This is a genomic window from Thioalkalivibrio sp. ALR17-21 (genome assembly GCF_000420185.1).
Lineage (GTDB): Bacteria > Pseudomonadota > Gammaproteobacteria > Ectothiorhodospirales > Ectothiorhodospiraceae > Thioalkalivibrio > Thioalkalivibrio halophilus.
Genome location: NZ_ATUL01000015.1, coordinates 48,681 through 61,662 on the forward strand (window position 1 = coordinate 48,681; position 12,982 = coordinate 61,662).

10 protein-coding genes are annotated in these 12,982 nt (G+C 68.3%); 3 read left to right on the top strand and 7 right to left on the bottom strand.

Translation table 11 applies throughout. The features are described from left to right. Nucleotides 1-17: 17 nt before the first annotated feature. Nucleotides 18-3,584, bottom strand: a complete 3,567-nt coding sequence (gene dnaE, locus G020_RS0109255) for a DNA polymerase III subunit alpha (RefSeq protein ID WP_156002729.1) — start codon at nt 3,582-3,584, stop codon at nt 18-20. Next, nucleotides 3,584-4,183, bottom strand: a complete 600-nt coding sequence (rnhB, locus tag G020_RS0109260) for a ribonuclease HII (RefSeq protein ID WP_024329401.1) — start codon at nt 4,181-4,183, stop codon at nt 3,584-3,586. Before rnhB ends, dnaE begins: the two co-directional genes overlap by 1 nt. Before the next feature lie 120 nt (nt 4,184-4,303). Between rnhB and G020_RS0109265 the strand changes: the two genes are divergently transcribed. The 3 genes from G020_RS0109265 to lpxB are packed head-to-tail and all read left to right on the top strand — an operon-like array spanning nt 4,304 to nt 7,603. Then, on the top strand, nt 4,304-5,290 hold the full coding sequence (locus G020_RS0109265; RefSeq protein WP_029681273.1) for a Gfo/Idh/MocA family protein: 987 nt from the start codon (nt 4,304-4,306) through the stop codon (nt 5,288-5,290). 37 nt (nt 5,291-5,327) lie between these two features. Continuing rightward, a complete protein-coding gene (locus G020_RS0109270) occupies nt 5,328-6,425 on the top strand; it encodes a DegT/DnrJ/EryC1/StrS aminotransferase family protein (RefSeq protein WP_018947809.1) in 1,098 nt (365 codons plus the stop codon). Beyond that, entirely contained in the window at nt 6,422-7,603 is a 1,182-nt protein-coding gene (gene lpxB, locus G020_RS0109275) for a lipid-A-disaccharide synthase (RefSeq protein WP_024329402.1), read from the top strand. Before G020_RS0109270 ends, lpxB begins: the two co-directional genes overlap by 4 nt. Nucleotides 7,604-7,736: 133 nt before the next feature. Here lpxB and lpxA read toward each other — a convergent pair whose 3' ends face one another. From lpxA to bamA, 5 genes are all read right to left on the bottom strand, one after another. Beyond that, entirely contained in the window at nt 7,737-8,519 is a 783-nt protein-coding gene (gene lpxA / locus G020_RS0109280; RefSeq protein ID WP_018947807.1) for an acyl-ACP--UDP-N-acetylglucosamine O-acyltransferase, read from the bottom strand. Then, nucleotides 8,516-8,974, bottom strand: a complete 459-nt coding sequence (gene fabZ, locus G020_RS0109285; protein ID WP_018947806.1) for a 3-hydroxyacyl-ACP dehydratase FabZ — start codon at nt 8,972-8,974, stop codon at nt 8,516-8,518. Before fabZ ends, lpxA begins: the two co-directional genes overlap by 4 nt. A gap of 61 nt (nt 8,975-9,035) precedes the next feature. Continuing rightward, entirely contained in the window at nt 9,036-10,052 is a 1,017-nt protein-coding gene (lpxD, locus tag G020_RS0109290) for a UDP-3-O-(3-hydroxymyristoyl)glucosamine N-acyltransferase (RefSeq protein WP_024329403.1), read from the bottom strand. Continuing rightward, the gene (locus G020_RS0109295) at nt 10,045-10,560 is read right to left on the bottom strand and encodes an OmpH family outer membrane protein (RefSeq protein WP_024329404.1); all 516 of its coding nucleotides are present in this window, start codon (nt 10,558-10,560) and stop codon (nt 10,045-10,047) included. The genes lpxD and G020_RS0109295 overlap by 8 nt, the downstream gene beginning before the upstream one ends. 55 nt (nt 10,561-10,615) lie before the next feature. Then, on the bottom strand, nt 10,616-12,949 hold the full coding sequence (bamA, locus tag G020_RS0109300; RefSeq protein WP_024329405.1) for an outer membrane protein assembly factor BamA: 2,334 nt from the start codon (nt 12,947-12,949) through the stop codon (nt 10,616-10,618). Nucleotides 12,950-12,982: the final 33 nt, after the last annotated feature.

Here is a 12,982-nt window from a genome sequence, read left to right on the forward strand (position 1 = left end):
GCCCCGCCGGCCGGGGCCTAGCCCCGCTGGTAGAGCAGCCGCGCCTCGCAGGACGGCCCCAGGGTCTGCTGGATGCCGCGCAGCAGGGTCTCGTTCGGCAGGACCCGCCATTCTTCCGGCACCTTCAGCTCCGCCTCCATGCCGTCGCGGCGATAGCGCAGGCGCAGCGGGCAGCCGGACGGGGCACCCTCTTCGCCCCCCTCCGGCGTCCCGCCACTGCCATTGCCGTTGCCGCGCCCGGCCGGCCGGTGCTCCCGCAGCAGGCCGTGCAGCCCCGCGATCTGCTCCGCCCGGACCTCGCGCAGGTCCAGACACAGCGCGCGTGCCCATTGCGCGCGCGCCTCGTCCAGGGTCAGGACCCGGCGCGCGCGCATGCGCACCCCGCCGGCGTAGTCGTCCAGGGTCACCGTACCCTCGGCCACCAGCAGGGTGTCCGGCTCCAGGCGCTCACGATACTGGTTGAAATCGTCGTTGAAGAGCACCAGCTCGGCGCGCCCGCTGCGGTCGTCCAGGGTTGCCACGCCCATGCGCCCGCTGTTGGTGTTGCGCACCCGCACGCCCACCACCAGCCCGGCGATGCGCACGGTCTCCTGGCGTCCGCGCCCGCGGTTCTCGCCCTCGTCGGGGCGCTGTTCCAGCTTCGCCTCCAGCTCGGCCAGGCTCGTGCCGGTCAGTTCGCGCAGCTCCCCGCGATAACGTTCCACCGGATGCCCGGTGAGATACAGCCCGAGGGTCTCCTTCTCCCCGCGCAGCCGGTCGTCGTCCTCCATCTCCGGCTGCGTCTCGCTCTCCGGCACCACCGCGGCCGCCGGGTCGCCGAACAGGTCCACCACGCCCAGGCTGGCGTTGCGTTCGGTCTGTTCCGCCGCGGCCACCGCGGTGGGGATGTCGGCCAGCAGGGTCGCACGGTTGGCACCGAGGGAATCCAGCGCACCGGCCCGCACCAGGGTCTCCAGCACACGCTTGTTGAGCTTGCCCAGATCCACCCGCTGGCACAGATCCACCAGCCCGTGGAACGGCCCGCCCTCGTTGCGTGCCTTCAGCAGGGTCTCGATCGCGGACTCGCCGACGCCCTTGATCGCCCCCAGCCCGTACACCACCGTGCGCGCGTCCTGCACGGTAAAGCGGTAGTCCGACTGGTTCACGTCCGGCGGGAGCACCGCCAGCTCCATGCTGCGGCATTCCTCGATCAGACCGACCACCTTGTCGGTGTTGTCCATGTCCGCCGACAGCACCGCCGCCATGAACGGCGCCGGGTAATGGGCCTTGAGCCAGGCGGTCTGGTAGGCCACCAGGGCATAGGCCGCGGAGTGCGACTTGTTGAAGCCGTAGCCGGCGAACTTCTCCACCAGGTCGAAGATGTAGGTGGCGGTGTGCTCCTCCACCCCGCGTTCCACCGCACCATTGACGAAGATCTCGCGCTGCTTGGCCATCTCCTCGGGCTTCTTCTTGCCCATCGCGCGGCGCAGCAGGTCCGCACCGCCCAGGGTGTAGCCGGCCAGCACCTGGGCGATCTGCATCACCTGCTCCTGGTACAGGATCACGCCGTAGGTCGGCTTGAGCACCGGCTCCAGATCCGGGTGCGGGTATTCCACCTCGGAGCGCCCGTGCTTGCGGTCGATGAAGTCGTCCACCATGCCCGACTGCAACGGACCCGGCCGGTACAATGCCACCAGCGCGATGATGTCCTCGAAGGAATCCGGCTGCAGGCGCCGGATGAGATCCTTCATGCCGCCGGATTCCAGCTGGAACACTGCCGTAGTCTGGTAGTTCTTCAACAGGCGGAACGACTCCGGATCATCCAGCGGGACACCCTCCAGGTCGATCTCGATCTCCGGGTCCATGCGCCGCAGGTTCTGCACCGCCCAGTCGATGATGGTCAACGTGCGCAGGCCGAGGAAGTCGAACTTGACCAGGCCCACCGCTTCGACGTCGTCCTTGTCGAAGTGGGTGACCAGCGAGCCGCCGTCGTCTTCACAGTACAGCGGGGAGAAGTCGGTCAGGGCCGACGGCGCAATCACCACCCCGCCGGCATGCTTGCCGGCGTTGCGGGTCAGGCCTTCCAGTTTCATCGCCAGATCAATGATCGCGCGGACCTCCTCGTCCTCGTCGTACTGCGCCTTGAGGTCCTCGCTCTCGGCCAGGGCCTTTTCCAGGGTCATGCCCAGTTCGAACGGGATCAGCTTGGCGATGCGATCGACGAAACCGTAGCCATGCCCCAGCACGCGCCCGACGTCGCGTACCACGGCCTTGGCCGCCATGGTGCCGTGGGTGATGATCTGCGAGACCTTGTCACGGCCGTAGCGCTCGGCGACGTATTCGATCACGTCGTCGCGTTTCTCCATGCAGAAGTCGACGTCGAAGTCGGGCATGGAGACGCGTTCGGGATTGAGAAAGCGCTCGAACAGAAGCTCGTAACGCAATGGATCCAGGTCGGTAATGCCCAGCACGTAGGCCACCAGCGAGCCGGCACCGGAACCGCGCCCGGGCCCCACGGGAATCCCGTTGTCCTTGGCCCACTGGATGAAGTCGGCCACGATCAGGAAGTAGCCGGGGAAACCCATCTGGCAGATCACGTCCAGCTCGCGCGTCAGCCGTGCCTCGTAGTCCGCGGTCTCGGCGAACTGGAAGCGCTCCAGGCGTGCGCGCAGCCCCTGATCGGAGATCTCGCGCAGATGCTGCTCCACCGTGCGCCCCGCGGGCACCGGAAAATCCGGCAGCACCGACTCCCCGAGGGTCAGGCGCACGCTGCAGCGCCGGGCGATGGCCACGCTGTTGGCCAGGGCCTCGGGGATATCGTCGAACAGCGCGGCCATCTCCTGTGGCGTGCGCAGGTACTGTTGCTCGGAGTAGCGCCGCGGCCGGCGCGCGTCGTCCAGGGTGTGGCCGTCGTGGATGCACACCCGCGCCTCGTGGGCCTCGAAATCCTCGCTGCCGAGAAAACGCACGTCGTTGGTCGCGACCACCGGAAGCCCGTGGCTCTCGGCCGCGCCGATCGCGGCCTCGATCCAGGCCTCCTCGCCCGGCCGCCCGGTGCGCGTGAGCTCCAGGTAGAAGCGCCCGGGGAAACGCTCCAGCCACGGGCGCAGTACGGGTTCGGCGAGGGTCTGCGCGACCCCGCTGCCGCTGACGAACAGCCCGTCGATGGTCCCGGACAACGCGATCAGCCCCTCCGCCGCGCCGCCATCCAGCCACGCGCAGTCGATCCGCGGCACGCCTTTCTCCTGGCCTTCCTGCCAGGCGCGCGAGATCAGCCGGGTCAGGTTGCGATAGCCGGCATCGTTCTGCGCCAGCAGGGTCATGCGCGCCGGGGTGGCATCGGCGCGCGCGTCGCGCACCAGCACGTCCGCGCCCACGATCGGCTGCACGCCGGCGCCGATCGCCGCCTTGTAGAACTTCACCAGGCCGAACAGGTTGCAGTGATCGGTGACCGCCACCGCCGGCATCCCGGCCGCGGCCACGCTCTGCACCAGCGGCTTCAGACGCACCAGGCCGTCAATCAGGGAATACTCCGAGTGCAGCCGCAGGTGCACGAACCCCGGGTCCTGCAGGTTGAGATCGTCAGTGGTTTGGGTATTCATCATCATGCCTCGCTGGCGGCCGCCAGCGCCCGCGCCACCGGACCATAGCTGCGCCGATGCTCGGGGCACGGCCCGTGCTGTTCCAGCGCCGCCCGATGCGCGGCGGTGGGATAACCCGCATGCCGGTCGAAGCCGTATTCCGGCCACTGCTCGTGCAGCGCGCGCAGTTCACCGTCGCGTGCCACCTTGGCGATCACCGAGGCGGCACTGATGGCCGCGACGCTGCCATCACCGCCGACCCGGGCCTCGGCGGTCCAGGGACCCTCGGGGGTGAAGCGCCCGTCCACCAGCAGATGTGCCGGGGCCGGATCCAGGGCCTGCACCGCCCGCTGCATGGCCAACAGGGTCGCGCGATGGATGTTCAGGCGATCAATCTCGCCCGCCTCGGCGCGCCCCAGGGCCCAGGCCAGGGCGCCATCGCGGATCTGCTCGTCCAGGGCTTCGCGCCGGCGCGCCGTCAGTTTCTTGGAATCGGTCAGACCGGGGGCATAGAAGCCCTCCGGCAGGATCACGGCCGCAGCCACCACCGGCCCGGCCAGCGGTCCGCGGCCCACCTCGTCGACGCCCGCGACCCGCCCTGTACCGCCTGCAATCCCGCTCATGAAGCCGCTCCCGCCGTTCGCGCGCAATCCCCCGGCCCATGGCCCGCACGCCACCCGGGGGATCCGTTACAATAGCGCCGAAATCCTAGCACAGCCCCCTCCGGACCGAGCATCCCGACCATGTCTCAGAATCCCCTGCGCTGCGCCGCCATTGGTGTTGGCCACCTCGGCCGCTGGCATGCGGCGAAATACGCGGCCCTCCCCGATACCGAACTGGTGGCGGTGGCAGATGCCGACCCCGAAACCGCCCGGCGCGTCGCCGAAGAACACGGCTGCGCCGCCGAAACCGACCACCGCGCGCTGATCGGCCGGGTGGATGCGGTCTCCATCGCCGCGCCCACCACCCTGCACTACGCGATCGCCCGCGACTTCATCGAGGCCGGCTGCCACGTGCTGGTGGAGAAGCCCGTGACCGCGACGCTGGACGAGGCCGAGGCACTCAACCGCCTCGCCGAGGAGCGCGGCGTGGTCCTGCAGGTCGGGCATCTGGAGCGTTTCAACGCGGCCCTGCGCCAGCTGACCGAGAATCCGCTGCACCCGCGCTTCATCGAGTCGCACCGACTGGCGCCGTACAAGCCGCGCGCCACCGACGTCTCGGTGGTGCTGGACCTGATGATCCACGACATCGACATCATCCTGGCGCTGGTCGACTCGCCACTGGCCGAGATCCGTGCTTCCGGCGCCCGGGTCCTGACCGGCGACATCGACATCGCCAATGCGCGCCTGGAGTTCGAGAACGGCTGCGTGGCCAACGTCACCTCCAGCCGCATCAGCACCAAATCCGAGCGGCGCATGCGCATCTTCCAGTCGCATGCCTATGCCTCGGTGGACTTCCAGAACCGCATCCTGTCGTTCAACCACCTGGGCGACGTCGATCCCGAGACCGGAGCGCCCGAGATCCACCGCGACGAGCGCGTATTCGACGAAGCCGATGCGCTGCTGGCCGAGATCCGCGCCTTCGTCGCCGCCGCGCGCGGTCAGGCCCCGGTGCTGGTCAGCGGCCGCGACGGCCAGCGCGCGCTGGAGACCGCCAGCCGCATCACCGAACTGGTGCAGGCCAATCTCAACGTGATGGGCCGCGCCGACGGCCCCCACTCGTCCCTTTGATTTCTCCATTCCCGAAAACGGCAACAGGAGCCCGCCCGTGATCCCCATGGTCGACCTGCAGCGTCAGTACCAGACGCTGCGCACCGAGATCGATGCCGCCCTGCAGGAAGTCCTCACCGGCGCCCGTTTCATCCTCGGACCCAACGTCCAGGCCCTGGAAGAGGAGCTGGCCGACTACCTCGGCGTGGAACACGCCATCACCTGCGCATCCGGCACCGACGCCCTGCAGCTGGCCCTGCATGCCGCGGGCATCGGTCCGGGCGACGAGGTTATCACCACGCCCTTCACCTTCATCGCCACCGCCGAGGCGATCCGTTACCTGGGCGCCGAGCCGGTATTCGTGGACATCGACCCGCGGACCTTCAATCTGGATCCGGAGCAGATCGAGCCGGCCATCAGCCCGCGTACCCGCGCCATCCTCCCGGTGCATCTGTTCGGCCAGCCGGCCGACCTGCCGCGCATCCGCGAGATCGCCGAGCGCCACAAGCTGATGGTGATCGAGGACTGCGCGCAGTCCTTCGGCGCCAGCATCGACGGCGCGCAGACCGGCTCCACCACCGCGTTCGGGGCATTCAGCTTCTTCCCCAGCAAGAACCTCGGCGCGTTCGGCGACGGCGGACTGGTCACCACCTCCTGCCCGTCCTCGGCCGAGGCCCTGCGTCGCCTGCGCAACCATGGCTCCAGCCAGCGCTACTACCACGACGAGATCGGCTACAACTCGCGCCTGGACGAGATGCAGGCCGCCATCCTGCGCTGCAAACTGCCGCACATCGACCACTACAACGCCGAGCGCCGGCGCGTGGCCGCACGCTACAGCGAGGGCCTCAAAGGCTTGCCGCTGGAGACCCCGCACGAGGACGGCATCGGCCTGCACGTCTACCACCAGTACACCCTGCTGACCGATCACCGCGACGCGCTGATGCCTGCCCTGACCGAGGACGGCATCGCCAACGCGATCTACTACCCGGTGCCGCTGCACCAGCAGAAGGCGTTCGCAGAGCCCGACGGCGAGCCCGAATCCCTGCCGGTGACCGAATCGGTGGCCGCGCGCTGCCTGTCCCTGCCGATCTTCCCCGAACTGGAAGACGCGCAGGTCGACCGCATCGTCGAACGGATCCGTGTTTCCCTGACATGACCCGCGAGGTGGTCGTCTGCGCCGGCGAGAGCTCCGGCGATGCCCTGGGGGCGGGGCTGGTGCGGGAACTCGCCGGCCACGCGGACGACCTGCATTTCTCCGGGATGGGCGGCGAACGCATGCGCGCCGCCGGCGTGGACACCCGCATCGACGTGGAAGAACTGGCGGTGGTCGGGCTGGTCGACGTACTGGTCAACTACCCCCGCCTGCGGCGGCTGTTCCGCCGCATGTGCGACCATCTCGAGACCACCCGCCCCGCGCTGCTGGTGCTGGTCGACTACGTCGAATTCAACCTGCGCCTGGCCGCGCACGCCAAACGCCTGGGCATCCCGGTGCTGTTCTACGTCAGCCCCCAGCTGTGGGCCTGGCGCAGCGGCCGCATCCGCCGCATCCGCCGCTACGTGGATGCCATGGCCGTGCTGTTCCCGTTCGAGACCGCCATCTACGAACGCGCCGGCGTGCCGGTACGCTACGTCGGCAACCCCCTCGTTGACCACGTGCAGGCGCCGGAACCACCCCTGCGCGAACGCCTGGGCGTCGCACCGGACACCCGAATCATCGGCCTGCTGCCGGGCAGTCGCGGCGGCGAGCTCAAGCGCCACTGGCCCCTGCTGCTGGAAACCGCCCGCCGCCTGCACCATCGACATCCGGATCTGCGCTTCGCGGTGGGCCTCGCCCCCGGTGTCACCGCGGAGCGCCTCGCCGGGCTGGCCGCCTCACCCGCCGCGGGCGGGGAGCCCGGCAGCGAGCCGCCACTGGACTATGTCGGTGAAGAGGACGGGACCCACGCGATCATGGCGGATGCCGACCTCCTGCTCACCGCGTCAGGCACCGCGACCCTGGAAGCCGGCCTGCTGCGCGCCCCGATGCTGGTGTTCTACCGCATGGGGGCCGTGTCGCATCTGGTGTTCCGCCGGCTGGTGCACCTGGAGCACATCGCTCTGGTCAACATCGTCGCCGAGGAAGGGGTCGTCCCCGAATACCTGCAGCACGACGCGACGCCGCAACGCCTCGCCGAGGATGCGGACGCCCTGCTGCGGGAACCGGAACGCCTGGAAGCGATGCGCGAGCGCCTGTCACGGGTACGGGAAAGACTGGGCGACGGCGGCGCGGATCGCCGCGTGGCCGCAGCGGCCGCCGAGATGCTGGAGCACGGACACCTGCTGCCCGCCGACTGACGCCCCGTGCGGGCTCGGCGCGTTTGCCCCTGGTTCGCGACCAGGGCCGCCCCTGCATGCCGGAACCCGACAAATGCCCCGTGCGCCCCATGCGGTACCCCTGCAGGAGCGCGCTTACGCGCGAAAACCGCGATCAGTGCTGGCGACCACCCCGCAGGATGCCGCGCCGCGATCCCTGGACGAAGTGGATCAGGTCGCGCACCTCGGGGATATCGGTCTCCGCCAGCATCGCGTCGAGATGGGATTCGCGCCCGGCCCGTCCGCGCATGCCGCGGATAAACACCCGATGCAGCCCCTGGATCGCCACGTCGCTGAAACCGTTGCGGCGCAGCCCCACCTTGTTGATGCCGATCAGCCGCGCATAGTTGCCGCTGGCCAGACAGTACGGCGGCAGGTCGCGGTTGAGCGCCGAGCCCATGCTGGTGAACGCGAAGGTCCCCACGCGGCAGAACTGGTGCACCAGGGTAAAGCCGCCCAGGGTGGCCTTGTCGTGGATCTCCACGTGGCCGGCCAGCGAGGTGGCATTGGAGAAGATGATCTCGTTGCCGATGGTGCAGTCGTGGGCGATGTGCACATAGGCCATGATCAGGTTGTCATGGCCGATCACCGTCTCGCCCAGCCCCTTGGCGGTGCCGCGGCTGAGGGTCACCGACTCGCGGATCACGTTGCGGTCGCCGATCACCAGCCGGGTCGGCTCACCGCGATAGCTGGTGTCCTGCGGCTCCTCGCCGATCGAGGAGAACTGGAAGATGCGGTTGTCGCGGCCGATTTCGGTCGGACCGTTGATCACCACGTGCGGCCCGACTCGGGTCCCCGCGCCGATGCGCACGTTCGGGCCGATCACCGAGAACGGTCCGACTTCCACCGAGCTGTCGAGCTCGGCGCTCGGATGGATGTCCGCCCGCGAATCGATCACGCGTCGATTTCCTTGCCCGCACACATCAGTTCAGCGGTGGCGCAGATCTCGTCGCCTACCTTCGCCTCGGCATCGAAGCGCCAGATCCCGCGCACCGTGCGCGTCAGCTCCACCCGCAGATCCAGCTGATCGCCGGGCACCACCTGGCGGCGGAAACGCGCCTGGTCGATGCCCACGAACAGGTAGAGCTGCTGCTTGTCCTGATTGACGCCGCGCGCCTCCTCGGTCTTGAAGGCCAGCAGCCCGGTCGCCTGGGCCAGGGCCTCGAGGATCAGCACCCCCGGCATCACCGGCTTGACCGGGAAATGCCCCTGAAAGAACGGCTCGTTGATGCTGACGTTCTTCAGCCCGACCAGATGCTCGCCGGGTTCGCACTCCACCACCCGATCCACCATGAGGAACGGGTATCGATGGGGGAGGTACTGCATGATCTGCTGAACGTCGAGGGCATCCACGGGGCGTATCCTGTGTTCTTGTTAGGGTATTGTCGTGCCGGGCCGCCGGATGCCCTGCTTTTTATGTGTCGCGCGCGCGCCGACCCATGCGCCGCAGACGGGCCAGGGTCCGGTTCCACAGGCGGGCCTCCTGGTGCGGAACACCCGAGGCGTAGTGCCCGGCATGATCGATGCTGCGCGTAACCAGTGTCATCGCGTGGATCGTCACGTGATCGGCAATGCTCAGATGGCCGAGGATCCCCGCCCCTCCACCAATGGCGCAGTGACGACCGATACGGGCGCTGCCGGCGATTCCGACACAGCCGGCAATCGCCGTATGGTCTCCAATCTCGACGTTATGGGCAACATGAACAAGGTTGTCGATCTTCACGCCTTCGCCAATCCGGGTGTCTTCCACGGCCCCGCGGTCGACCGTGCAGTTGGCCCCGATCTCCACGTCGCTGCCGACCCGGACAGCGCCGAGCTGCTCGATCTTGAGCCACGTCCCGTCTTCCGGAGCGAAGCCGAAACCGTCGGCCCCGATGACCGTGCCGGCATGGACGATGCAGCGCTCGCCCAGCTCCACCCCGTCCAGAATACGCACCCCGGGATGCAGGAAGGTCTGCGCACCGATCACCGCCTCGCGGCCCACATGGGCCTGGGCCTCGACCACCGCCCCCGCTCCCACCGTGGCCCCCGCGGCGATGACCGCGCCCGGGCCCACGCATGCCCCCGCATCGACCCGGGCGGACGGATCCACAACCGCGGATTCCGCCACGCCCGGGTCCCGCGCACGGCGCCCCGCCCCCAGCGCCTGACTGATGCGGGCATAGGCCGGATAAACCGCCGCGACGCGGATGCGCACCGCCTCCGCCGGCAGGACCGTGGCCGGCAGATCGCGGGGGATCAACAGGGCGCCAGCGTTCGAGTCCGCCAGACCCGACGGGAGCGCATCTGCGTTCACCACAAACGCCAGCTGGTCCGGCGCGGCCCGTGCCGGGGCCGCCATGCCGCGTATACACCGCGCCGGATCCCCTTCCAGCTCGCCGCCGACGAGGCGCGCAAGGGTCGCGGTATCAAGGCCCGCCGCGTCACTCACGCTGCATCGCGGCCAGAACGTCGTCGGTGATGTCCACGCGATCCGAGGCGTAGAGCACGTTGCGCTCGGTCAGGATCACGTCGATGTCGCGCTCGCGAGCCAGCTCGGCGATGGCGTCATTGATACGCCGTTGCAGCCGCGAGAGTTCCTCGTTGCGGCGCACGTTGAGGTCCTCGGAGAAGCTCTCCTGCGCCCGCCGGAACTCGCGCGAACGCGCCGAGAACTCGCGCTCCAGCGCGGCCCGTTCGGACGGATCCATCATGTCGCCCTCGCGCTCCAGGCGATCGCGCAGCCGCTGCAGTTCCTCACGTTCGGCCACCAGCTCGGAATCGCGCGGGGAGAATTCCTCCTCCAGCTCGCGCATCGCCTGTTCCGCTTGCGGCGAATCCTCGAGGATCCGGTTCATGGTCACATACCCCACGGTCTGCGCCCCGGCCATCGCGGGCACTGCCGTCCAGCCCGCCACCACCAGCGCGACCCCGATACCGGCCGTTATCCAGGCCTTCATGCCGCCTCCCGGGGCATTGCCGCCCCCGTGATTGTTGCTGCCGTGTCCGCCGCTCTCAGAAACCCGCTCCCAGCTGGAACTGGAAACTCTGAGTATCGTCACCGGGCTCGTCGTTCAGCGGCTCGGCCACACTGAAGCTCAGCGGCCCCACCGGCGAGAACCAGGTCAGCGCCAGTCCCGCCGCCGCGCGCAGTTCGCCGACATCGAAATCGCCCGGCTCGTTGAACACGTTGCCGGCGTCCACGAAGGTGCTCATGCGGATGGCATCGTTATCCGCGGCAAACGGAGCCGGAAAGAACAGCTCACCGGACACCGTGGTGCGCAGGCGCCCTCCGTACGGATCATCGTTGCTGTCCCGGGTGGCCGCCTGGCCGTTGCGCAGCGGCCGCAGGTCGCCCAGCCGATTGGCCTCGTAGCCACGCACCGACTGGATACCACCGGCGAAGAACCGTTCGAAGAACGGCAGCTCGTCGCTGCCGAACCCGTCGCCGTAGCCGATACCTCCGGAAAGCGAGAAGCTGAAGCGCTCGCTCAGGCGGAACAGCTCCTCGCCCGAATACGTGAGCTTGTAGAACTCGCGATCACTGCCGGGAATCGCCAGCTCCGCCCCGATCCGGTGCCGCCGACCCTCGGAGGCGAAGGTCGTCGAATCCCGCGTATCGTGGATGTAGCTGGTTTCCAGCTTGACCAGGTTGGCCGTGTCGCCGAACTCGTCGAGCTCGTCACGGATTTCCTCCGGCGTACCCGTACGCCCGCCGGTGTGGTCCACGGTATTGACCTCGATGTGCTCGAATCCCGGCCGGATGCGCACCCGATCCACCTCCGACAGCGGGATCCCGTAGGTCACGTTGAAGCCGTAGCGGTCGGTGGAATAGCGCGAGATGTTCGCCGCTTCGGCGTCCACCTCGCGGTAGAACACCGAGAACCCGCGGCTGGCCCCGGCCGGCGTGTAATGCGGATTGGTCAGGTCCATGCGGAACACCCGGTTCACGTCGGAGGTACTGATCTCCGTGGAAAACCGGTTGCCGGTGCCGAGGAAGTTGTCCTGCGATATCGAGCCGGACAGCAGCAGCCCCTGGTTCTGCGAATACCCGGCGCCGATCGACAGCGCGCCGGACTGGCGTTCGGTCACGCTGATGTCGAGATCGACCTCGTCGTCCGAGCCCGGCACGCGCCGCGTCTCCACGTTCGCGCTGGCAACGAACGGCAGCCGCTGCAGCCGGATCCGCGAGCGCTCGATCAGCGCCCCGTTGTACCAGGAGGACTCCATCTGCCGCAGCTCGCGGCGGTAGACGCTCTCCTGGGTGTTCTCGTTGCCGGAGATGTTGATCCGCCGTACGTACACCCGGGGGCCGGGATCCACGAAGAACGTCACCGTGACCTCCCGGTTGTCCTCGTCGACATCCGGCACCGGATTGACGTTGGCAAAGGCATAACCCTCGCGCTCCAGGCGTTCCGCCATGCGCTCCGCCGACTCGGTGACCTGGCTGCGCGAGAACGGCGCGCCCAGATCCACCTCGATCAGGCTCTCCAGTTCCTCCTCCGGAATCACGAAGTCACCGGCCAGCGAGGTCCCCGTCAGGGTGTAGGGCTCGCCCTCGTCCACGTTGATGGTAATGAACAGGTCTTCGCGATTGGGCGACAGCGTGACCTGGGTGGAATCCACGTCGAACTCGAGAAAGCCGGAATCCAGGTAGTGTGAGCGCAGGGTCTCGAGGTCGCCGGAGAGCTTCTCCCGGGAATAGTCGTCGCGGCTGGAGAAGAACTGCCACCAGCGCGGGACCCCCGATTCGAAATCACCCTTGAGGTCACCGTCATCGAACGCCTGGTTGCCGACCAGGTTCACGCCACGGATCTTCGCCTGCGGCCCTTCCGTAATGTCGATGTCGACATCCACCCGGTTGCGCGCAAGATCGACGATGTCGACGTCGATCCGCACGTTGTAGCGTCCGCGGGCGAAATACTGTTCGCGGATCTCGTTCTCGATGCGCTCCAGCAGGGTACGGTTGAACACCCGCCCGCTGCGCAGGCCCACCGATTCCAGCGCCTCCTCCAGCGCCTCGTCGGGGATGTCGTTGTTCCCGGAGAAGCGGATCTCGTTGATCGCCGGCCGTTCGGAAACGATCACCACCAGCACGTCGCCGCGGCGGGCGAGCTCCACGTCGTCGAAGAAGCCGGTGCGGAACAGCTCGCGGATCACTTCCGGCGTCTGGCTGTCGTCGAAGGTGTCCCCCACCTCCACCGGAAGATAGCTCAGGGCCGTCCCCGCGGTAATACGTTCCAGCCCTTCGATCTCGATGTCCTCGATCTGATAGGCCTGCCCCCAGGCCGGCCCCGCGAGGGTCACCAGGCCGAGCAGGGCCCATCCTTTCAAGCTTTGTCGCGCCATGCTGTCCGCCAAGTGGAGGGCGTCCGGTACCGT

Excerpts from the sequence above, each read along its gene's own strand:
- dnaE (WP_156002729.1), bottom strand. The coding sequence starts at position 3,584 with ATGATGAATACCCAAACCACTGACGATCTCAACCTGCAGGACCCGGGG.
- rnhB (WP_024329401.1), bottom strand. The coding sequence starts at position 4,183 with ATGAGCGGGATTGCAGGCGGTACAGGGCGGGTCGCGGGCGTCGACGAG.
- G020_RS0109265 (WP_029681273.1), top strand. The coding sequence starts at position 4,304 with ATGTCTCAGAATCCCCTGCGCTGCGCCGCCATTGGTGTTGGCCACCTC.
- lpxB (WP_024329402.1), top strand. The coding sequence starts at position 6,422 with ATGACCCGCGAGGTGGTCGTCTGCGCCGGCGAGAGCTCCGGCGATGCC.
- G020_RS0109295 (WP_024329404.1), bottom strand. The coding sequence starts at position 10,560 with ATGAAGGCCTGGATAACGGCCGGTATCGGGGTCGCGCTGGTGGTGGCG.
- bamA (WP_024329405.1), bottom strand. The coding sequence starts at position 12,949 with ATGGCGCGACAAAGCTTGAAAGGATGGGCCCTGCTCGGCCTGGTGACC.